The organism is Anaerococcus tetradius, assembly GCF_947087635.1.
In the GTDB taxonomy this organism is placed as follows: Bacteria; Bacillota; Clostridia; order Tissierellales; family Peptoniphilaceae; genus Anaerococcus; species Anaerococcus tetradius.
Genome location: NZ_CAMUDP010000004.1, coordinates 1 through 22,371, shown reverse-complemented (window position 1 = coordinate 22,371; position 22,371 = coordinate 1). Strand labels below are relative to the sequence as shown.

Below are 22,371 nucleotides of genomic sequence, written 5' to 3'. Positions count from 1 at the left end.
ATCTTCCTATCAAATCATATTTCTTGGATCTACTATTTCTAAAAACTTCCCATCTTCTATAAAAGCTAGTTCTTTGTTAGCTTCTCTTAGACTTAGACCCTTTTTGTAGGCATATTTGGCAAGAACTGCTGCCTTGTCATAGCCTATATAGGGGCTAAGAGCTGTAACTAGCATGAGGGATTTGTCAAGATTTTCCTTAATTTTTGCTTCGTTTGCGAGAAGGCCTACAAGCAAGTTCCTCCTAAAGGATGCCATTGACTTAGTTAGAAGCTTGATAGATTTTATCATATTATAAATTATCAAAGGCATATAGGTGTTAAGTTCCAGTTGACCGCAAGCATTAGCAAAGGTTATGGCGGTATCATTTGCCATAATTTGAATGGCTACCATCGTTAGCATCTCGACTTGAGTCGGATTTACCTTGCCGGGCATTATAGAAGATCCTGGTTCATTTGCGGGTATAAGCAATTCTCCTATACCAGTTCTTGGTCCACAAGATAAAAATCTAATGTCGTTTGCAATTTTATTTAAGTCTTCTGCAAGTACCTTAATAAGTCCATGTACTGTCGCCATAGCCTGCTTGGAAGATAGACCTACGAATTTATTTCTATCTTCTATTAGTTTAAGGCCACTTAGCCTTTCTAATTCTTTTACCATTAGCTTGCTGTAGCCTTCCGGAGCATTAAGACATGTTCCTACTGCAGTCGCTCCTATTGGAAGAAGCCTTAATTCATCTATTCCCCTTATTAATCTATCCCTATCTCTTCTTATTATTTCTCCATAAGCTCCAATTTCACTAAAAAGACCCATGGGGGTTGCATCTTGGAGGTGGGTCCTTCCAGTTTTTATAATACCTTCAAATTCGCTTGCTTTCTTGTCCAAGGCTCTTATAAATTTATCAATTTCTCTTAAGAGTTCATTTTCAATCAAGCTAAGGCTTGCTAGATGCATGGCTGTTGGGAAAGTATCATTTGAGCTTTGAGACTTATTCACATGATCATTTGGATGAATTAATAACTCTCCTGCCTTTTCATTAGCTATATGGGCTATTACTTCATTAACATTCATATTGCTTTGAGTGCCAGATCCAGTCTGCCAAACAGTTAGGGGAAAGTTGTCATCAAAATCTCCACTAAGAATCCTATCTACGGCATAGATTATCAAATCCTTCCTCTTATCATCAAGCTTATTAAGCTTGTTATTTACAAGGGCAGCTGCCTTTTTTATTAGGCTTAGGGCCATGATTTGCTCTTTTGGCATTAGATCTAAGCCTTGTGGAAAGTTTTGGTAAGATCTTTGTGTTTGGGCACCCCAATACTTGTCGGATTCTACTTCGATTTCACCCATGCTATCTTTTTCAATTCTATTATCCATAGCTAATCCTTGTTTATGTTCTCTTCATCAATAATTCCTGCTTTGGTCATATTTTCATAGTCTAGTATCTTATCAATCTCTTCTTTTGTCATAATCTTATCTCTAATGAGAATCTCTCTTACGGATACCCCCGTTCTTAGGGATTCCTTGGCAACTCGACTAGCCCTATCATAGCCAATGTGTGGGGCAAAAGGAGTAATTATTGCAACTGAGTTTTCTACCTTCTTTTCTAATTTTTTCTTATCTGAACTTATTCCGTCTATGCAGTTTGTATAAAGGGTATAAACTCCTGCCTTTAGGGTTTTTAAGGATTCAAATAAGCTGTAAAATATTATAGGTTCAAAGGCGTTAAGTTCAAGTTGACCTCCCTCAACAGCCATAGTTACAGTTATATCATTTCCTATAACTAGAAAGGCCACTTGATTTACAACTTCTGGTATAACAGGGTTAACCTTACCAGGCATTATTGATGAGCCTGCTTGTTTGGCAGGTAAATTGTAATCGCTAATTCCTGTTGTAGGTCCTGAAGAAAGAAGCCTTAGGTCGTTAGATATCTTTGATAAGTTGCTAGCTAAAGTCTTTAGGACAGAAGAAGCGAATAAAAAACAATCCAAGTTTTGGGTCGCATCTACCAAATCATCTGCTTGGAAAAGCTCTATACCACAAATTTCAGAAAGGATAGGAACTACTTCTTTGATATATTTATCATCCGCATTAAGTCCCGTACCTATGGCTGTCCCTCCCAAGTTAAGGTAGGATAATTGACGAATTGCCGCATCAAGCCTCTCGTAATCCCTTCTTATGGCCTTGGCATAGGCACTAAATTCTTGGCCCAGCTTTATTGGCACTGCATCTTGGAGTTGAGTCCTGCCCATTTTTATATAAGAATCAAATTCCTTAGCCTTTCTTTCAAATGAATCTATCAAGTTTTTAACTTCTATTTTCAATTCCATAGTGTATCTTATTAGGGCTATCTTTCCAGCCGATGGTATTACATCATTGGTTGATTGACCCTTGTTTACATGATCATTTGGGTGGATAAACTCGTAAGTTCCAAGCCCTCCTCCCATTAGCTCATTTGCGATATTAGCTATGACTTCATTTACATTCATGTTGAAAGATGTTCCTGCTCCACCTTGGATTGGATCAACTACAAAATACTCAAAAAACTCCCCATCCAAGACCCTATCACAAGCTTTTACTATAGCATCTTTTTTTCTATCAGATAAAATCCCTACCTTGTTATTTTCAATAGCACAGGCTTTCTTGACTTCTACTATAGCCCTGACTAAGAATGGATCCATGTGTCTACCTGTAATATGGAAATTCTCCAAAGCCCTTTGAGAATTAGCTCCATAATAGGCATGCTTTTTTATCTTAATCTCTCCAAGTGAATCACTTTCAAATCTAAAATCTTCCATAAAGCCCTCCTATACAATTATTATAACTCAAGAAAAGGTTTTTTTGAATAGAAAAACAAATTTTATTCATAAAAAAGGACGAAGATCTTTGACCTTCGCCCATAAATTTTGTTTACTTCTTGATAATCCATGCAACCGTTACTTCTGCCTTTAATCTATCAAAAGTATGTTTTTCCCTTGTATTTTTATCTGAATAGTAAGGGTCGTTGATTAGGAAGTATCCATCCTTGTAGGAATCTATTACCATGAAATGACCACCGTTTATGAAATATCCCGGCCCTACTCTTACTACCATAGTTCCTGTCTCTAGGGCTTGGATGAAGGCTTTTTTGTTTACTGGAACGTCATAGGAATTTAGTCCATACACCCTAGGATTTTCTATAAAATATTGCCATTCGGTTCCATCGTTTTCGTAATCGTTAGCATCTATGGCTGTATTGGTTGGGTATATGTCATTTCTGTGAAGTTCCCTAGACAATACCATAGCCATGGCAGTTGGCCCACATCCGTAGCCTGAAAATGTTCCATTTGAAAATCTTCTGTTAGCCCATCTAGGGTCTTTCTGGGTAAAGTAAGGAGTTTTCCTATTAAGATATTGAGAAAATCCTGGCTTAAAAAGTCCCCTTGTTCCCATAACCGCTTGTCTAGTATCGATTTTTCCGATAAATGTCGCACGACCATGGCTATCTAGCTTGTATCTGTTAAAATTAATTACCTTGGTCGTATTGGTCATGGTCTCCTTGGTTAGTTCATCAAATATATAGGTTACTCCGCCAATTTTTTGTAGGCCTTCTGCAGGCTTTCCGTCTGAGAAGTAATACCTATCTCCAACCCAACCTTTGGCGAAATTTCCTGAGTGTTTGCTTGCTTCGCCATACTTATTGAAATAATACCATTGATTGCCAAACTTCTTGTATTGTCTATTGAAAATCTTACCATTTTCGTCAAAACCGTAGGTGATTCCGTCAATCGTCCTTAGACCCTTGGTGTAAGTTCCATCTTCATTGAAATATCCAAGCTTGCCCTTGGAATAGTCCCAGCCTATATAGTGGGCAATGCCGTTGGCCTCAGAATATATCCTATCAAAGCCCTTCTTGTTGATTTCACTGCGGGCCATGGCTCCAGTTTCCTTATCAAAGAAATACCTGTTAGTTCCCGTATCGTAAAGGCCTCTGGCAAGCTTGCCGTCATTTTGGAAGAAATAGCTCCTGCCTTCCAGGTCTATCCAACCTGGCTTTGATTTTTCTACTAGAGTAAGCTCTCCACTAGAATTTGCGGCAAACTTTCCCCCATCAGCTATGACTTCACTTTCCTTTACTAGGCCCTTGTCCTTATCGAAGTAATAGGACTTGCCGGAAAGTTCTCTTTTACCAGAAAGCTTCTTGCCTTCTTTGTCATAAAGATAGGTCGTCTTATCCTTATTGATTAATTTATAATCTCCGCTTACCTTGATTTTCTCATCAGCTGTTTGTTTGTTTTCCTTAAAAATCTCATCTATATCTGAAGTGTCGTAATAGACTATAGGAAGGCTACTTGTATCTCCTGTATTAGTCTTAGGGTCTTTCGATATCTCTTCGATTTCTTCTTCCTGCTCGTAAGATATCGGATCTTCTTCCTTGATTTCTTTCAATATCTTACGAATTTCTCCTTCATCAATGACTTTTTCTGAAGGAGTCTCTTTAACATCCTCACTAGGATTATCTTTTTCTATATTGGCTTCATCTTTGTCTCCACCAACATTATCAATAGATTCATTATAAAGACTTTCTTGATATAAATCTTCCTCTAGCTTCTTCCCTCCATCAGCAAATGAAGGACTTAAACTTGTAAAGCTAGATAAACATATCAACAAAGCAATTATCTTCTTATTATTCATCCTCTACTCCTTTATTTATAGATATTATATTATAAAAAATAATTTTACACAAATTAAAAGACCCCTAGGGGCCTTTTATTTATAGATAAAGGAAGTTTTTAGATGATAATCGTTCTTGTAGAGATTGGGGTTAATTTTAAATTTTTATACTTCCTTGTATCAAACTTTTTATTTAGCCATCTTGCTACTTTCGATAGCTTTTTCTATGTTCTTTTGTAATTTTGCTTGTTGGTCTGGGTTTGTTAGGGCACCTTCAACAGGATCTCCTATTACATTACCATTTTTGTCTACAACTATAGTTGTTGGATATACAAAGATGTTCTCAAGGAAGGTCTTCATATCTCCTTCATTTTCAACTCCTAGGGCTTGGTAAGTTGGCTTTTTATCTTTAACTATTCTTTCGTAAGCTTGTTTGGTTGAATCATCATAGTTTTTGTCTGTACACATAGAGATAAAGTTAACCTTATCTTGACCCTTAATCTTTGTAGCTAGGTCATTTAGTTCAGCCATTTCTTCAACACAAGCAGAACAGCCTGTAAACCAAAGATTGATTACTGTGGCATCATTTTTTCCTATGTCTTCTTTGCTAAATTCTTTGCCATCTTGGTCAGTTGCCTTGAAGTCAGGTAACATCTTAGCTCCAGCTTTTGATGCATCTACTGCCTCTGTTTTGTCATCTTTTTTAGCTTCTTGTTTTTTGTCATCTTCTTTGACTTCTTTAGCATCTTCTTTTTTAACTTCTTCTTGTTTAGTTTCTGGTTTTTCTTCGGCTTTTTTTTCTGTGTTTGCCTTTCCACAAGCTGTTAGTGTTAGTGCAGCAAGTATTGCTACAAGAATTTTATTTTTCATAGTCTCTCCTTTGCTTGAATGAGGAAGATATGGCCTTTGTTGGACATTGCTTCTTGCAATCACCGCATCTTATACATTCTAAGTGATGATCATTTTCCCTTATATCTACATCCATCCTACAGATCCTGGCACACTTGCCACAATTTATGCATTTACTCTTATCAACCTCCATCTGATAGAGGGAGTATTTGTTAAATAAGGAGTAAAAGGCACCAAGTGGACATATCCACTTGCAGAAGGGTCTGTAGAATACTATAGACAGGATAATTGTTATGATTAAAATAGTAAGTTTTAAGTTAAACAAGCTTCCTAAGCCTAATCTTAAAGATGGATTCTTGATTGCGAGTGGTATAGCTCCTTCTAGTATTCCTTGAGGGCATATATACTTACAGAATATGGGAGGAATTACCTCATACTTATTTTCTAGTATGAGAGTCATAGCAAGTACTAGTCCCAGAAGAATTACATACTTAATATATCGCAAGACCCTTAGTTTTTTTGTACTTAATTTTTTGGAGGGAATCTTTGCCAAGAGGTCTTGGAAGAATCCAAAAGGACAAAGAAATCCACATATAAGCCTTGCAAATATCACTCCAAAAAACATCATAGTTCCTACAACATAATAGGAAAACTTATATTTTTTGGCACCCATTACAGCTTGCATAGATCCTATGGGGCAAGATCCAGCTGCTGCCGGGCAAGAGTAACAATTAAGACCTGGCACACAAGCTCTTTTAGTAGGCCCTGTGTATATTCTGCCAGTAAAGAAGTTTTGGATATGGATATTAGTCATAAGGCTTGCAAGGGCCTGAATGACAGTGCGGTTTAATTTTTCTATCTTATCCAATTCCTATACACTCCAAACATAATTTTACAGCTTTTGATAAAACTGTATCCATCTCCCCTCTCCTAGCTCCATATATTATGAAGGCTAGGGAGATTAGCAAAAGTAACTTTCCAACATTTCTTCTTTTGTTTATCATATCCTTACCTCAATTATATCTTAGCATAAGAGTTGTTAAATTCATGTTAAATATTTTTAAAAGTTAATAAAAATATGCTACCTTTTGGTTTATTATCTTTAACCTCGATTTTACCGGATAGGCTTTCTGCTATCTCCTTAGAAAGGGATAGGCCTATACCGAAACCTTCCTTGTTTCTCGAATCGTCAACCTGATAGAATAAATCGAAAATTTCTTCCTTCTTCTCATCACTTATGCCTATACCCGTATCAGATACCTTAACAAGGACATCTTCACCAGCTTCACTTACTTCTATATCAACCCTGCCCGACTCCTCGTTGTACTTTATTGCATTTTCTATTATATTGAAAAGCAATCTTTGGACTAGACCGTCATCAGATGTTAGGTTTATATTAGAATAATTGTAGTTAAGGCTAATATTTTTCTTGCTAGCCCTATCTTCTAGATCAAATAGAATTTCATCAATCATATCATCCAAGCTGATATGGCTAATATTTAATTTATTTTTCCTACTCAAGAGCAAAACAGAATCTATCAATTTTTTTAGCCTCTTTAGATTACTATCCATGGTTTCAATAAATTCTATATGGCTAGCATCTTTATTTTTCTGTCTAAAGACATCTACTTGAGCTTGCATTATAGCTATGGGTGTTCTAAGTTCATGGGCTACATTTGATGCAAAATCCTTCTGCCTTTTGTAATCCTTATATATCCTATGAATAAGATCATCAAACTTTTCCGATAATTCCATGATTTCACTTGGCCCTTCTTCCATGGCAAAGCTTCCCTTAAAACTTTCCGGCTTTTCTATATCGACTTTTCCAATTTTTTCTTCCAATTTCTTTAGGGGCTTGAGGCTTTTATTTATAATATAGGCGAAAGTAAGAGAACCTATTAGCAAAACCCCTCCCATAACAAGACCTAGATAGAGCCTAAAGTCACTAGTTGATTTAAGTTGAGCGCTATCAACTAGAAGGACCATGGACTCGTTATTAGGGGGAAGATTTTGGGAAAATCTATCAAAAACCGCCTCCATAACCAATACTTGCTTCCTATTTATAAGATAATTAGAAGCACTTATCATCAATATGAAAATTATAACTACAGAAGCTATAAGTCTTATGACTATAGAATCGTAAGATTTATTAGTTTTCATAAATTTTATAACCCTTGCCAATAACATTTTCTATATAATTTTTGCCTGTTGCCTTTTTAATCTTCTTTCTTAGGGAAGACATATGAACCCTTACAGTATTTGAAAAATCATCAGCGTTGGAATCCCATACATGCTCCATTATCTCTTCTACAGTAACATATCTTTGCCTATTTAAGAAAAGATATTCTATAATCCCAGTCTCCTTGGCTGTGAGGGCTAGGATTCTTCCATCGTAGACAACTTCTCTTTTTACGGTATCAAAACTTAAATCATTTATCATAATTTCAGTTTCTTCCATAATTGACTTTCTTCTAAGGAGGGAACGCATCCTAGCATCAAGCTCCTTTAAGTCGAAAGGCTTAGTCATGTAATCATTAGCCCCGTAATCAAGCCCCCTTACCCTATCATCAATATCGCTTCTTGCTGTAAGCATGATAATGTTAACTTCCCTATTAAACTGCCTGATATCTCTTAGGACTTCAAAACCGTCTTTCTTAGGTAAATTTATATCAAGAATAATGATATCATAATTTTCTACATAAGCTAGATCAAGGGCTTCTTCGCCATCTGAAGCCGTATCTGTAACATAACCTAAAATATTAAGCCCTTCTTCTAAAAGCCTTAAAAGCTTCTTTTCATCTTCAACAATCAATACTTTCATTCAAACTCCTCCTCTTATCTAATAAATTATATCATAAGCAGGTTAAATTATTATAAAGATAGCTGCAAATAGGGGCTTATTTTTTTTAATTTTTGTTTTACAAATTAAGATTTGGGTATATAATTAATACGTAACAATTCATTGTTAACGAAAAAAAGGGAGTGATAAAAATGAAAACAAACAAATTAGCAGCAATATTACTAGTTGCATCATTCGCACTTGCAGGTTGTGGAAACAACGCTGAAAAAGACGCAAAACCAGCTGATACATCAGCAGAAACAAAAGTAGAAGAAAAAGCTGAAGACAACAAAGCTGAAGACAAAAAAGACGAAAAAGCTGAAGACAAAAAAGCTGAAGACAACAAAGCTGAAGACAAAAAAGACGAAAAGTCTGAAGACAAAAAAGCTGAAGACAACAAAGACGCAGCTCAAGAAAACAAAGACGCAACTCAAGAAAACAAAGACGGCAATAAATAGTCGTAATATACAAGGAGCTAGCTTAGGCTGGCTCTTTTTTTCTGCCTTAAAAATCTCTTATTTTCTAAAAACTTTCTTTTGGAAATATCTCCACATAAGCTTGTAAAATAGCGAAATCATATAAGTAATAAAGACTAGTAGATTTTATGGAGAAGTTTTTACTAGGATTAGATAACTTCTCACCCTTCCTTCTTCTTAATTAGCTAAGAAGCTCTCACTTTCCATATTTAGGATAAAGTAAAAGACCTCCCAAACTAGGGAGATCCTTTAAGTTAAACAGCTAATTTATAATACTTGATTTATTTCTTTTGTGAAGCAGCTTTCGCTTTTTCTTCTCTACGTTTTTTCATAGAGTCTTTAATTCCTTCAACTATAGCATCCATATCGCCTTCTTTTTGTGATTTAAGGCTTGATACAATGTCTAGTCCTTCTGGAAGCACATCCATTAGTCTCATTTCTTCGTCAAGGAATTTTTCCATTTTTTCTGCTGCTTGTGGTGCCCAAGTACCATTTCCGATAATTGATACAGCCCTATTTTGTATATTTAAAGCAGCCATATCATTTAGGAAGTCCTTCATCTTTGGATAGATACCTAGGTTATAGGTTACTGATGCAAGGACAAGGTTAGAATACTTGAAGGTATCTGCGATTAGGATTGATATATCTGTGCTTGAAACATCTCTTAGGGCGATGTTTGTAATGCCTGCTTCGCAAAGTTTGCTTGCGAGCGCTTGAGCAGCGTATTCTGTATTACCATACATTGACGCATAAGCGATTAGCACACCTTCTTCTTCTGGTTCATAGGTTGCCCAGTGTACATACTTATCGATTATATATCCGAAGTTATCTCTCCAAACAAGTCCGTGAAGTGGGCAGATATATTTAAGGTCTAGTCCGCCTGCTTTTGCTAGGGCACTTTGTACGAATGTTCCGTATTTACCAACTATGTTTGTATAGTATCTTCTTGCCTCGTCTAGGTAGTCTCTGTCCCAATTTACTTCATCTGCAAATAGTCTACCATTGTTTGCTATAAATGAACCGAAAGCGTCTGCTGAGAATAGAACCTTGTCATGTGAGTCATAGCTCATTAGAACTTCTGGCCAGTGTACCATTGGAGCTTCAACGAAAGTAAATTCGTGTTTACCAAAGCTAAAGGTATCTCCTTCTTTTACTTCGATGTATCTATCATCTACATGGTAGCCAAATTGTCTCATAAACATTACTCCCTTTTCAGAAGAAATGATTTTAAGATTTGGATATCTTTGTAGCATAAGTTCAATTGATGAACAATGGTCTGGTTCCATGTGATGGATTATCATATAGTCAAGATCACGACCGTTTAGCACACGGCTAACGTTAATCATATATTCTCTTGTTATAGCCCAGTCAACCGCATCGATTAGAACTGTTTTTTCGTCCATTAGTAGGTATGAGTTGTAAGAAACTCCTTCAGGAATTGGAAATATATTTTCAAATAAGGCTAATCTTCTATCATCCCCACCTACATAATATAAATCATCTGTTACTTTTCTAACTGTATACATTAAATCCTCCTACTACTTTCTATCTTCTGGGAATTCCATTTTGATGAATTCGTCTTTGGCTTCTCCAGAAACTGGGCTTACCCATTCATCTGGTAATTTGTCAAATGGTGTTCCTGGTTCGATACCTTGGCTAGGATCGCCTACTTCTGGGTCATATTCGTAACCAGATCCCAAATCCACGTAAATATCTTCTTTGGGTGCCATTTTTCTTGGTTTAGATCTTTTCATTTTTTTCATAGGTGGAGCTGGTTTCTTTTCTTCGCCATTATCAAGTTCTTTGATAAGTAGTGGAAGGATAACCATAGCATCTCCTACTATACCGTAGTCACAGTTATTAAAGATTGGAGCATTTGCACTATTATTGATTGCAACTATAGTTGAAGCATTCTTCATGCCCTTTAAGTGTTGGCCTGCACCTGATACTCCTACACCAATGTAGAGGTTGCCCTTAAATGTTTGACCACTCATACCTATATATCTATCAAGTGGGACATATTTAAGTGTTTCTGCTACTGGTCTTGATGATGAAATAGCTGCACCTGCTTGATGAGCAAGTTCTTCTATTAGTTTCATATTTTTCTTCTCACCTATACCACGACCTGCAACAACTACTCTTTGTGCATCTGGAATTGGAGTATTTGGATCAATTCCAACTGTAAAGTCATAGCCATCTTTCTTTAGGGCTTTTACTAAATTCTTTACAGCTTCTTTTGGATCACCTGTATAGATTTCTTTTTTACGAACACCTGCTATAGGACCTGCTTCTTTGGCACTTCCGCCTGATCTTTTCATCTTTGGAGGACGTCCAACAGTATTAGCACCAACTACAACTCTCATTATTTCGTTAGTACCTTCGTAGATTTGTGTAATCTTTGCATCTCTAAAGAATCTTTCAACATCAACACCCTTGATAAATCCAGAACCACCGTAGATTTGTATAGCTTCTGTAGTAATCTTCATAGCAAGGTCTGATGCGAATTGTTTAGCCATAGCAGCTTCAGCAGAATATCTTTCATGATTTTCTTTTAACTCTGCAGCTGTATATATCATAAGTCTTGCAGCATGAAGATTTGTAGCCATGTCAGCAAGTTTGAAGGTATTTGCTTGTAAGTGAGCAATTGGAAGACCGAATTGTTCACGTTCTTTACCATAAGCTAGAGCTGATTCATAAGCACCTTGACCAATACCTAGGGCTTGTGAAGCGATACCAATTCTACCACCATCAAGAGTTGCCATAGCAATCTTAAATCCTTGACCTTCTTTACCTAGTAGGTTTTCCTTTGGAACTTTAACATTATCAAAGTGAAGTTCAGCTGTAGAAGATGATCTGATACCTAACTTGTCATAATGATCTGAGAAAGTGAATCCTTCAAAACCTTTTTCTACGATAAATGCTGAAATACCATGAGTACCGATACCTGGTGTAGTAACTGCGAATACTACATATGTATCTGCCTTTGGAGCATTTGTTATAAATATTTTTTTACCATTTAGGATATAATAATCTCCGTCAAGTTCTGCTGTTGTTTCTGTACCACCAGCATCTGAACCAGCGTTTTCTTCAGTTAGTCCAAAGCCACCTAATTTTTCACCCTTAGCAAGTGGAGTTAGGTATTTTTTCTTTTGTTCTTCTGTACCAAAAGCAAAGATTGGCCATGAACCTAAAGATGTATGAGCTGAACAAATAACACCAACACCGCCATCTACTCTTGATAATTCTTCTACAACGATTGCATAAGAAATAACATCTAGACCTTGGCCGCCGTATTCTTTAGGATAAGGTATTCCCAAGAATCCCAATTCACCCATTTCTTTTACTATATCATCTGGAAACTCGTTTTTTTGATCTAGGTCAAAAGCGATTGGTTTTACTTTTTCTTCAGCGAAAGCTCTAACTTTTTTACGTAGGGCCTCATGTGCATCTGTTGTCTTAAAAAGCATAAAATCCTCCTTTTATAATTGTCATCTAATTAAATTGTAATATTAATAAGTAGATTTGTCAAATATATTTACCTGTCAAAATATTTATAAAAATTTTACTAATATATCTAAAATTTTCATGAAATAGCTTGCCTTTGTCAAGATGATCTACAATTTAACTAGCTTAGCAAAAAGCATAAATTAAAAAGCTTTTCCTATTTTACTTATAACCATTTTCAACTTTTCCTAATCGTTTTTGTTAGGTATTTTTCATAAGTCATAAAAATAGAGGTAGAATATCTAGGAGGTGAAAATTATGAAAAAAATTAGCAGAAAAATATTTTTATTACTTGCCCTATCCCTAATCCTTTCTTCCTGCAAGGCAGATAATAAGAATAGTGATTCGACTAAGGAAAAAAATATAGAAGTCGAAGAAAATGATACCCCAAAAAAGGAAACCGATAAGAAAAAAACTAAGGAAGCAGAAAATACCGATAAGTCTAAGGATACTTCTAATAAAACAAGTGAAAAAGCAAAAAGTGAAGAAAGTCCAACTGAAGATAAGAAAAATGAGAGCGAACAAGCTTCTAGCAAGCAGTCTTCTTCCTATAAGGACGGTATGTATCTAAGTATTCTTTCTTCAGATAAATCGGGCGAAGCTCAAGGAGAAATAGGCTATTGCAAATCATCCTACGCTGACTCAAACAAAAATATATTTACTATCGAGGGAAGCCTATCCTATAACAAGGACCCTAAAGCCCTTGAGGGTTACGAAATAATGGCTAATTCAACTTACGAATTTCCCTTTGATGAAAACACAGTATTTCAAGCAACAAGTGGCATGGCAAAGCCTGATATCATGACAATTGATGAGTTTAATAAATATCTAAAAGAATGTAAGGACTCAGGCTTAGGATTAGTTCTAGTAATAGAAAATGGACATCTTAAAAGCGTAAGTATTTCTTCATAAAATAATAAAGCAGAAAACAAGCTAAAAACTTCTTTTCTGCTTTTCTTTCCTTTATTTTTACTCTTCAATCTTTTCAAAGACTGAGTGAGCTGTTTGTTTTAATACTTCATTTAGGCTTTGGATGTTTTCTTTGCCTGTTGTTTCTAGCCATTTTTTTGCTTCTGCTTGGTCTTTGCCAAAGATTGCTACTGAGTCTTTCCATGTTGCTCTTCCGCATAGGACGCCGTTAAATTTGGAGTCTGCTTCTTTTGCAAGTTTTAGTGTTTCTTGGAAAAGTTCTGCTGTGATTCCTCCTGATAGGAAGATAAATGGCAAGTTTGTTGAGTCTGATTGGTCTTTGAAGTGTTTGATTGCTTCTTTTCTTGTATATACTGCTTCTTCTTTGCCAAGACCTTCTACAAAGTTCATATTGGTTGGTGTTTCAACTTTAAGGACGTCTACCTTATATCTTGGATTAGAGAATTCTTTCATGGCACTGTTTACCTTGTGTGGTCTAACTTTAGCGTATTCAGCACCTTTTTCTGAGTCCATATTTCTATCGTAGGTTATAATCTCCAAAAAGTGTGGAAGTCCTAGGCCTTCACATTCATAGCCAACTCTTTCTACCCAAGCTTTTTTGATGTCATTTGTTTTTTCTTCATCATCGCAATCATAGTAAAGTAGGGTTTTAATGGCATTGGCTCCCATTTCCTTGGCCCTAAGAACGCTCATAAAGTCGATTAGGCGAGGTAGTCTTCCTTCGTCGTATTCGTCGTAGCCTGTTTGTTCATAACTTAGGATAAGACCACGTCCTTCTGCCTTAGCAGCAATTCCTTTTTCTCCATAGATAGGATCTAGGAGGATTGATGATGCGAAAGGAGTAAGTTCTTTAGAAACTAGTTCTTTGTAAGCACCTATACCTTCGACATTGTTTAGGTCAGGGTTGGCTTTATCCATCATTTTTTCCATTGAGCCTCTTTGGTCTATTGCAAGGGCAGCTATAGCTCCGTCTTCATTTATTAATTTTTTGAGATTTTCTAATTTTTCTTGTGAAATTTTCATCTTAACTCCTCAACTTTTATTTCGTTAAAATATTTATCGAACTTCTCTATTTCTATGTGGGCAATTTCTTCTGTAAGGACATTTAGTATACCGCAAGTCATAGAGGTCTTTATTATATTTATATCATCATAATCCTTATCTATTGCAAAAAGGGCACCAGCAAGGGAGGAGTCTCCACTTCCTACTGGATTTATGGCTTTAACTTTAGGGACTTGGGCGTTGTAAATCTTATCTTTAATTTTAACCATAGCTCCGTCTTTGCCCATAGATACTATTATATATGGGATATCTTTAAAAGGTTCTTCTTTTAGTATATCTTTTAAGTCTTCTTTTTTTATTTTTTTAGCTAGTAGGTCGGCTATTTCTGTTTCGTTAGGTTTTATTAGGTCTGGTTTTATTTCTGCATTTACAAGGTCTTTTAGGCTTTGACCTGATGTGTCAACTGATACGAATTTACCGTGACTTTTGGCGTATTTAATGATTTGTTTATAAAAATCACTTGTTAATCCCTTAGGAAGGGAACCTGATATATTTATTATCCTTGAGCCTTGGCTTATTTCATCAAGGCTTGCTATGAATTTTTCTGCCTCTTCATTTTTTATTGTAGGTCCCGCTTCTAGAATTTCAGTTTGTTTTCCTTCGTGAAGGATGGCTATACAATTTCTTGTTTCTCCTTCGATTTTTATAAATCTAGATTCTTGGTCTCTTTTTTTTAAGCCTTCTTCTATAAATTCGCCGAGTTTTCCTCCAACAAAGCCTGAATGAACAGGCTCAGCCCCGAGTTCTTTTAGGACATAGCCAACGTGGATGCCCTTTCCTCCTGGTTCTTTGTTGATAGTTGATGTTCTTGTTACATCGTCTATATTAAATTTATCTAGTTGGTAAGATATGTCTACAGAAGGATTTGCTGTTATAGTTAGTATCATCCAAATACCCTTTCTCCATTAAGGAAAGTTGCAAGGAGGTCTAAGTCTTTGTTAAGAACTATGAAGTCTGCATCAAAGCCCACATGAAGCTTACCACACACATCATCAATTCCAACTGACTTGGCAGGTATAAGACTTGCCATTTGTATAGCCTCAAAGACATCTGCAATTTCCCATTCTACTACATTTTTGACTGCTTGTTTTAGTTTTAGGATTGATCCTGCAAGAGAGCCACCATCTTTTAGTCTTGCTGTTCCATCTTTTACTATTACAGGAAAGTCTCCTAACATATAGTCGCCTTCAGCCATGCCTCCTGCTGACATACAATCGGTAATTAGGGCTATCCTATCACGTCCCTTTACATCCATTAGGATTTCTGCTGCGGCTGGATTTACATGGTGGCCATCGCAAATCAATTCTCCATAAGAATCTGTATTCATAGCAGCTCCTAGCATACCAGGCTTTCTATGATGAAGACCACTCATGCCATTATAGACATGGACAAAGATATTTGCTCCTGCTTCTACTGCTTCTTTTGCTTGCTCATAACTTGCATCGGAATGGCCCAAGGCAACCCTCACTCCCATGGCGTTAGCTTCTTTTATAAATTCTATAGCCCCCTTTCTTTCTGGAGCTATGGCAATTTTATTTACTAGACCCTTAGATAAGTCTTTCCATCTTCTGAGTTTTTCGATAGAAGGATCGGACATATAGGAAGGATTTTGAGCTCCCTTGTATTTTTCTGTGAAAAATGGTCCTTCAAGAAAGATTCCTCTGACCTTTGCGCCTTCAACGTCTTTGTATTCTTTTCCTATTAGCTCACAAGCCTTATCTAGCTTTTCACTTGAATCGGTAAGGGTTGTAGGAAGAAAACTTGTTACTCCGCACTCTAAGATGCCCTTTGATATTTCATTAAGATAGCCTTCCTTGCAATCCATAATGTCCTTACCGCCATAACCATGGATATGAGTATCTACAAGACCTGGAGCGATTATTTCTCCTAGATATTCGTATTCTTCCGGCTCTTTTTTGGAAAATGATTTAATTTTTCCATTTTCCACTTCCATATAATAATCTTCTAAAACTTCATCTTCTAATAGAATATATTTTGCACAATAATACATTTAATCTCCTTACTTATCTAGGACTGTAGCTAGTTTCATAATAGAACTTATCCCCTCTGGCGTAGGAAATGGTGTATTCGACCAAATTTTCGTCAAAGTCGAAGCTCTTTCTAATTATCTTTAAGCTTGGGGCATCAGGGTTTTGCCCCAAGAAATTTGCTATTTTGTTATTTAACTTAGAAACAGAAAATCTTTCATTTACAGTAAAAATCGCAGCATTAGATTCATCAAAGATGTCATAAAGGGGCTTCTCGCTAATAAGCTCCCTGGAAATATTAGTAAATCTATCGTAAGGAATGTAAGTTGTTTCATACATCATAGGCTCATCATCTGCAAGCCTAAGTCTTACTAGTTCAATAATCAAATCTGCGTTATTAATTTGCATTTGCTTAGCCAAATCCTTGTTGGCCTTTTTGATCCTAAAGTCAAGTATCTCTGACTTTGGTACCATACCATTGGCAATGGTTCTTTGGGTAAAAGAATAATAGTTTGATAGGTTGTCGGTTAACTTGTGCTTACCAGTTACAAAACTACCCTTGCCTTGGATTTGGATTATTAGGCCAGAACTTACTAGCTGTCTTATGGCATTTCTAACTGTTGTCCTACTTACATCATAATCAATGCAAAGTTGCCTTTCAGAAGGAATCTTATCGCCCTTCTCCATTGTATAAATTTTGTCCGTAATATCTTTTACAAGCTCAGAATAAAGACTCATTTTCACCTACTTATTATATTTGTGTATAGTAACTCCCTTTACTACCCTGTTTACTGTATGGGACTTGGATGGATTATCTGGTGTATTGCCAACCCTTAGTGACGTAATTAGACTAATAAGTTGGGCAACAAGAGCAAAAAGGACAGAAAGATAGGCATCATCTAGACCATCTACCTCATAAACTAACTTTTCATAAGACACCTCTAGGTCCTTGCTTGAAACTGCTATGATCTTCTTTGCTATCTTATCAAGGCTAATCTCTTCTAATATATCCCTATCATAAGAATTTGTATAAGGATTTGATGAAAGGAAGGATACCACTAGACTACTTTCATCTATAAAGGACTTAGGACCATGCCTAAAGCCCATCGAAGACTCATACATACTAGAAACCTTGCCTGCTGTCAATTCTAGAACCTTTAGCCTTGCTTCATTAGTCAATTTATACAAAGGCCCACTGCCAAGATAAATTATCCTATCGAAATCAAAATTGACCATACTTTCAATATTTTCCTTATCAGCAAGGATTTCTCTTCCTGCACTAACAAGCTTTCCTACAAGCTCTTTCTTATTTTGATTTTTCCTATCGAATACTAAAAGACAAGTTAGAAGCATAGATGTAAAAGAACTTGTCATAGCAAAACCCTTGTCATTTGTACCAGTTGGTTCTATAAACACATAGGCCTTCTCATCATCATATAATTTTTCTGCAAGCTTTCCATCTTCCGCACAAGTTATAGCAAGGTTATAATGATCATCCACAAGATCATTCATAAGCTCTACAGCAGCTAGGGATTCTGGAGAATTGCCACTTCTTGCAAAAGAAACAAGGAGAGTCTTACAGTCTTTCTTAAAATGAAGGTAAGGGCAAGAAACAAGGTCAGTTGTAGCAACAGATTCAAAGTCAAAATCACCATAGGCTTTCAAATATTCCTTAGCGATATTTCCAACATATTCGCTAGTACCTGCACCTGTGAAAATTACCTTGCATCCATTGACCTTTCTCAAGAAATCATCAATTCTTTCCTTCTCTTCTTCATACTTATCATAAACAAGCTCCCAGATATCCGCTTGCTGAAAAATCTCCCTATAAGTATTTATAGCATCATTTTCTTTAATATAATCTTCTTCTAAAAACATTTTTACCTCCTACTGGTAACTACCACTATTATTATATAAGTTGCCTAATCTTTAGTCAACCAGCAGGGGCAAGGCTTTTAGTTTAATTAATTAATTTTGTATATTTTTCTATTTCTTTCTTTCCCTTAGGGCTAATTTTATCATCACTTATAACATCCGCATTTTCTATATTATAGAAAGCATAGAAATCCTCAACTCCAATTTTGGAAGAATCAGCTATAAGATAGGACTTATTAGAATTTTCCAAGATTTTAGCTTGGAGAAGGCCCTCATCCACACTATAAGTGTAAGCCAAACAATCACATATCCCATTTACTCCAATAAAGGCCCTGGAGAATCTAATTTTTTCCACAAGATCTAAGGCTAAGCTTCCAACAAAGGCCCCAGTAATCTCCCTAAACTCTCCTCCAATAAGAAATACCCTAAGACCTCTAATCATCTTGAGTTTTTGAAACAAATATAAGGAATTAGTATATATATTACAATTCTTGTTTGCCATGTAGGAGCTTACATACTCAATAGTAGTTCCTGCTCCCAAAAAAATATTCTCATCATCCTCAATCAAAGATGCGATAATCTTCGCTATATATTCCTTCCTATCCTTATTCTTTAAAATTTTCTCTTCATTAGAAAACTCTCGAGTCAAAGACTTATCCAAGCCCTTGGCCCCACCATGAACCCTTATAAGGAGCTTTTGATCTTCAAGCTCTTTAAGATCACGCCTTACAGTCATGTCCGTTACATCTAGAATATTAGCAAGATCAGAAACCTGTATCATCCCATCAGTTTCCAATTTATTTAGTATAATTTCGTGTCGTCTTTCCTTTAACATAGTTATTTCCTTTAGTAAAAATAGCGTCTCCATCACGCCACTTTAACTATACTCGAATTAACTACTTCAACTGCCTACTTTCAGATAATTCCTTCCACCAATAAGCTGATTTCTTGGGATATCTTTTCTTATATATCCGCCACTAATCTCTATAAAATAATAGACTATCCGGGAATTAATATATCCAATTGTCTATTATCGCAAGCCTAATTGAAGTAATTTAATAACCTTATATTTAATTAAAGAAAGTACCTAATCGTGGTATTCTCCCCTATCCCATTTTTCTATAAATTCATCAAAGAACTTATCATTATTAACTTGCTCTTTCTCATCATCCCTATATTTTTCTTCTATAGCCATAATTTTTTCTATAATTTTTTCATTCTCAGCTGTTTTCTTATACTCAGCATTTAGGAATGAATCTATTATTTCGAAAGCAAGGTCTCTACCAGCAATCATGCCACCAAAAGCTATTACATTTGCATTTAATTCTTCTTTAGCATAAATTGCAGTAGCACAATCTCTAACTAGGGCACAACGAGTGCCAAAAGCCTTATTAACTGATGTGGAAATTCCGACTCCTGTTCCGCAAAGTACGACCCCTAGATCACATTTCCCGCTTGCTACTAGCTCTCCCACCTTTTTACCAAAAATCGGATAGTGAGTTCTGGTATTATCATAGGTTCCTACATCTACTACATCATGACCGAGACTTTTGAGATGATCTGATACTTCCATTTTTAAACTAGTGACTATATGGTCACATCCTAATGCTATTCTCATCATATCCTCCTACAACATCTTGTTAAGCATATCAATTCTAATTTGGTGACGACCACCATCATAACCATGGCTTAGGAAATTTCTTAGGCAAGATTTTGCTAAATCTTCTCCAACAATTCCAGATCCCATAACCAAAATCCTTGCACCATTGTGTCTTTTTGTCATAAGAGCACTCCTCTCATCAGACACTTCTGCAGCAACCATTCCCTTATGCTTAGAACAAGCCATATAGCTTCCTGCCCCATATCTATCGAGAACAACTCCAACGCTAGCATCATCCGAACCTGTTGTTAAGATTCCATCAACATCTAAAAGCTTCTCACAAACACCATTAGAACTATCAACTAAATCAAATCCTTCCTCTGTTAAATCTTCGTAGTCAACAGATAAATCCTCAAGCTCACAAATTAAAGCATCCTTTAACTTTAAAGCATCCATATCTGAAGAAATATAAACCTTCATAAATACCACCTTTCTTTAATTAATTTATACCCGACTAGGTAAAAACTTATAACAACTGATAAACTATGGATAAAACACCATAATCAAGATTATCTACAAAACAAATACTTTTGACCCAACAAAAATAATAAAACCCTATTAATACAATAAAAAAGACTTCTCTTTATACACTTAAAGAGACCTTAATTGTTAGGGACTTATATAAAAAGTAAAATCGTGGTCAAAATAGAATAGAAATCCGCCTTTCAAAACTTATGTTTCTTTTTGTTTTTTGTTTTTTTCTTTTGTTTGATACCTATATAATACAAGGCTTGAAATCTTATGTCAAACATTTTATACAAAATAGTAGAATAGAATTATTAAAATAAAGATATAGCAAGCCCTATAAATTGACCTTAATTTCAGCATAAATAGATCTAACCATAGGAAGCTTTAATTATACATTTATAGAAAATACCTGTTGAGCGTAAAAAGCGAAACAAGCTTTGTAAAAGCATTTTCGAACACAAAAAAAGCCCTCCAAGAGCAAGAGAGCTTATTTGCAGAAGACGAGTGTTCCTTCCATTTTATGATTTTGGCTGGAATGACAGGATTCGAACCTGTGATCTCCAGAGTCAGAATCTGGTGCCTTACCGGCTTGGCTACATTCCAAAAATTTCTATTACCCTTATAAATTACCTCTTTCAATGATTTTTTCAATATCCAATCCAAAAAATGAAGGCTTATTTTTCCCTTCCTGTAAGACAAAGATTCATCTCATATCCCGCCCTAATTGCAGTGTTAATTGACCTGGTATGAGAAAATTGTGTCGTTGTTATAGGGCTGACATTTGGATTTTCTTGCCTTATTATTAAAGATAAACTCCTTAAAATAGAAGTAGCAAGGCCAACGTATTTAGATTCATCAGAAAATTTCTCCAAACCAATATCCCAAAGATATTTCCCAGAAATAGAGCTTCCAGCAAGGGCAATTAATTTTTTGCCATCATAATAACTGAGGCCTAATCTATCATCCTCATCAAAGCTAAAGGCCATTTTAGTCTTTCCTTTAAACTTTTCTATATCTTCTTTCTCAATCCTTGTAAATGCAAAGTCTCTTACTAGAACATTCCTATCAGTAAAGCTCATCAATGGAAAAAAATTATCAATTTCAATGCCAAATTCTCCCAAAATTCTATATAAAGATCTGATATTATCTGCCTCAGCAAACCAGGCTCCTGGATAAGCTTTGAAACTTTGTCTAAGTTTATCTATTAAATCAGAATTTTCCGATCTCATAAATATCCTTCCTCCTGTACATATCGCAGAGAATAATTTCTTATCATTAAACATAAAGGAATCATCAGCCTTATTTACCTTAAAAATATTCCCTTTAGCTTCGAATTCTTCATAAGTAATTGAATAATCATTCATTATTTGTTTCTTAAAATTAACATCCATATCTTTATCCATATAAAATTTTCTATATCATTATATCGTAATTCCCGAAAATTTCTTTTTTATAATGACCAAGTCTTGTTTGTTTGGCTATTTCCACTGAAGCCCGTTTGCAGAGAAACTCTTTCGCTGCTTACCTAGCTTTGTTTCAGGGTTAAAATGCCATTTAGGCTTTTTAACAGTCTCCCGGGAGCTTGGTACTAAATCGAGCGGACGGCTACTTCCGAGTACCATCGGCGTTGTTAGGCTTTCACCTTCGATGAACCACTCTGTGGAGGATCCTCCTTGAGCCAGATGGGCTTGTTTTCTGTGTTCGGTATACATAAACATGCTTTAACTAGCATGTTTATGCCGAAAACTAAGCACGATAGTGCGGAAGAGTTTGCGAAGCAAACGGGTTTTCGTGACAGGTGTTAGTTATTTCTATAGATTCTAATTTACGTACAAAAAAGACTCAGTCGAATGACCAAGTCTTGTTTGTTTGGCGATTTCCTAGTCTCCCGGGAGGTTGCCCTCCGAGTACCATCGGCGTTATAAGGCTTAACTTCTGTGTTCGGTATGGGAACAGGTGTATCCCTTATGCCATCATCACCATATTGTTGAACCAATTTAAATAGCGGCCGAGTTAAACTTCTCCGTTCTAAGTGATTGTTATCCTTAGGATTGGTCCGTAAGTTCCTAG

General features: G+C 35.9%; 21 protein-coding genes, 1 tRNA gene and 1 rRNA gene. 2 read left to right on the top strand and 21 right to left on the bottom strand.

Features of this window, described 5'->3' with window-relative positions; translation table 11 throughout:
• Positions 1 to 9 precede the first annotated feature (9 nt).
• The 8 genes from P6936_RS02010 to P6936_RS01975 all read right to left on the bottom strand — a co-directional run bounded on the left by P6936_RS02010 (position 10) and on the right by P6936_RS01975 (position 8,320).
• Complete coding sequence (locus P6936_RS02010) at positions 10 to 1,374, bottom strand: class II fumarate hydratase (RefSeq protein WP_276880695.1); 1,365 nt, start codon at positions 1,372 to 1,374, stop codon at positions 10 to 12.
• Between the two features lie 2 nt (positions 1,375 to 1,376).
• Positions 1,377 to 2,795 carry an aspartate ammonia-lyase gene (locus P6936_RS02005; RefSeq protein WP_004837546.1) on the bottom strand — a complete coding sequence of 473 codons (1,419 nt, stop codon included), beginning with the start codon at positions 2,793 to 2,795 and terminating at the stop codon, positions 1,377 to 1,379.
• Between the two features lie 112 nt (positions 2,796 to 2,907).
• Positions 2,908 to 4,671, bottom strand: a complete 1,764-nt coding sequence (locus P6936_RS02000) for a C39 family peptidase (protein WP_276880693.1) — start codon at positions 4,669 to 4,671, stop codon at positions 2,908 to 2,910.
• A gap of 168 nt (positions 4,672 to 4,839) precedes the next feature.
• Positions 4,840 to 5,520 (bottom strand): TlpA disulfide reductase family protein, encoded by a 681-nt coding sequence (locus P6936_RS01995; protein WP_004837548.1) that lies wholly within the window; start codon positions 5,518 to 5,520, stop codon positions 4,840 to 4,842.
• Positions 5,510 to 6,367 carry a 4Fe-4S binding protein gene (locus tag P6936_RS01990; protein ID WP_276880692.1) on the bottom strand — a complete coding sequence of 286 codons (858 nt, stop codon included), beginning with the start codon at positions 6,365 to 6,367 and terminating at the stop codon, positions 5,510 to 5,512. The genes P6936_RS01995 and P6936_RS01990 overlap by 11 nt, the downstream gene beginning before the upstream one ends.
• On the bottom strand, positions 6,360 to 6,503 hold the full coding sequence (locus tag P6936_RS01985; RefSeq protein WP_004837550.1) for a CD1871A family CXXC motif-containing protein: 144 nt from the start codon (positions 6,501 to 6,503) through the stop codon (positions 6,360 to 6,362). Before P6936_RS01985 ends, P6936_RS01990 begins: the two co-directional genes overlap by 8 nt.
• 46 nt (positions 6,504 to 6,549) lie before the next feature.
• Positions 6,550 to 7,659 (bottom strand): sensor histidine kinase, encoded by a 1,110-nt coding sequence (locus P6936_RS01980; protein WP_040349648.1) that lies wholly within the window; start codon positions 7,657 to 7,659, stop codon positions 6,550 to 6,552.
• Positions 7,649 to 8,320: a response regulator transcription factor gene (locus P6936_RS01975; RefSeq protein WP_004837552.1), complete on the bottom strand. Its 672-nt coding sequence runs from the start codon at positions 8,318 to 8,320 to the stop codon at positions 7,649 to 7,651. The genes P6936_RS01980 and P6936_RS01975 overlap by 11 nt, the downstream gene beginning before the upstream one ends.
• 170 nt (positions 8,321 to 8,490) lie before the next feature.
• Between P6936_RS01975 and P6936_RS01970 the strand changes: the two genes are divergently transcribed.
• Complete coding sequence (locus tag P6936_RS01970; protein ID WP_276862119.1) at positions 8,491 to 8,796, top strand: hypothetical protein; 306 nt, start codon at positions 8,491 to 8,493, stop codon at positions 8,794 to 8,796.
• Positions 8,797 to 9,095: 299 nt separating this feature from the next.
• Here the strand turns inward: P6936_RS01970 and P6936_RS01965 are convergent, their stop codons facing one another.
• Together P6936_RS01965 and P6936_RS01960 are read right to left on the bottom strand one after the other, a co-directional pair.
• The gene (locus P6936_RS01965) at positions 9,096 to 10,340 is read right to left on the bottom strand and encodes an FprA family A-type flavoprotein (RefSeq protein WP_004837554.1); all 1,245 of its coding nucleotides are present in this window, start codon (positions 10,338 to 10,340) and stop codon (positions 9,096 to 9,098) included.
• A 12-nt stretch (positions 10,341 to 10,352) separates the two neighbouring features.
• Positions 10,353 to 12,281: an acyl-CoA dehydrogenase family protein gene (locus tag P6936_RS01960; RefSeq protein WP_004837555.1), complete on the bottom strand. Its 1,929-nt coding sequence runs from the start codon at positions 12,279 to 12,281 to the stop codon at positions 10,353 to 10,355.
• A 295-nt stretch (positions 12,282 to 12,576) separates the two neighbouring features.
• Between P6936_RS01960 and P6936_RS01955 the strand changes: the two genes are divergently transcribed.
• A complete protein-coding gene (locus P6936_RS01955; RefSeq protein WP_004837556.1) occupies positions 12,577 to 13,230 on the top strand; it encodes a hypothetical protein in 654 nt (217 codons plus the stop codon).
• Between the two features lie 57 nt (positions 13,231 to 13,287).
• Here P6936_RS01955 and P6936_RS01950 read toward each other — a convergent pair whose 3' ends face one another.
• The 11 genes from P6936_RS01950 to rrf all read right to left on the bottom strand — a co-directional run bounded on the left by P6936_RS01950 (position 13,288) and on the right by rrf (position 22,285).
• On the bottom strand, positions 13,288 to 14,271 hold the full coding sequence (locus tag P6936_RS01950) for a tagatose 1,6-diphosphate aldolase (RefSeq protein ID WP_004837557.1): 984 nt from the start codon (positions 14,269 to 14,271) through the stop codon (positions 13,288 to 13,290).
• Positions 14,268 to 15,197 carry a hexose kinase gene (locus tag P6936_RS01945; RefSeq protein WP_276880691.1) on the bottom strand — a complete coding sequence of 310 codons (930 nt, stop codon included), beginning with the start codon at positions 15,195 to 15,197 and terminating at the stop codon, positions 14,268 to 14,270. The genes P6936_RS01950 and P6936_RS01945 overlap by 4 nt, the downstream gene beginning before the upstream one ends.
• Positions 15,194 to 16,321 (bottom strand): N-acetylglucosamine-6-phosphate deacetylase, encoded by a 1,128-nt coding sequence (nagA, locus tag P6936_RS01940; protein WP_060929251.1) that lies wholly within the window; start codon positions 16,319 to 16,321, stop codon positions 15,194 to 15,196. Before nagA ends, P6936_RS01945 begins: the two co-directional genes overlap by 4 nt.
• A 13-nt stretch (positions 16,322 to 16,334) precedes the next feature.
• Positions 16,335 to 17,036: a GntR family transcriptional regulator gene (locus P6936_RS01935; protein WP_040349642.1), complete on the bottom strand. Its 702-nt coding sequence runs from the start codon at positions 17,034 to 17,036 to the stop codon at positions 16,335 to 16,337.
• A gap of 6 nt (positions 17,037 to 17,042) precedes the next feature.
• Positions 17,043 to 18,176, bottom strand: coding sequence for an SIS domain-containing protein (locus P6936_RS01930; RefSeq protein ID WP_276880690.1), 1,134 nt, complete (start codon positions 18,174 to 18,176; stop codon positions 17,043 to 17,045).
• A gap of 82 nt (positions 18,177 to 18,258) precedes the next feature.
• Positions 18,259 to 19,041 (bottom strand): DeoR/GlpR family DNA-binding transcription regulator, encoded by a 783-nt coding sequence (locus tag P6936_RS01925; protein ID WP_004837562.1) that lies wholly within the window; start codon positions 19,039 to 19,041, stop codon positions 18,259 to 18,261.
• Between the two features lie 219 nt (positions 19,042 to 19,260).
• On the bottom strand, positions 19,261 to 19,791 hold the full coding sequence (gene lacB, locus P6936_RS01920; RefSeq protein WP_276880689.1) for a galactose-6-phosphate isomerase subunit LacB: 531 nt from the start codon (positions 19,789 to 19,791) through the stop codon (positions 19,261 to 19,263).
• A 9-nt stretch (positions 19,792 to 19,800) separates the two neighbouring features.
• Positions 19,801 to 20,253 carry an RpiB/LacA/LacB family sugar-phosphate isomerase gene (locus P6936_RS01915; RefSeq protein WP_276880688.1) on the bottom strand — a complete coding sequence of 151 codons (453 nt, stop codon included), beginning with the start codon at positions 20,251 to 20,253 and terminating at the stop codon, positions 19,801 to 19,803.
• A gap of 575 nt (positions 20,254 to 20,828) precedes the next feature.
• Positions 20,829 to 20,904: transfer RNA gene (locus tag P6936_RS01910), tRNA-Gln, on the bottom strand.
• A gap of 71 nt (positions 20,905 to 20,975) precedes the next feature.
• Positions 20,976 to 21,704: a hypothetical protein gene (locus tag P6936_RS01905; RefSeq protein WP_082743095.1), complete on the bottom strand. Its 729-nt coding sequence runs from the start codon at positions 21,702 to 21,704 to the stop codon at positions 20,976 to 20,978.
• 464 nt (positions 21,705 to 22,168) lie between these two features.
• Positions 22,169 to 22,285 (bottom strand): 5S ribosomal RNA (rrf, locus tag P6936_RS01900).
• Between the last annotated feature and the right edge of the window lie 86 nt (positions 22,286 to 22,371).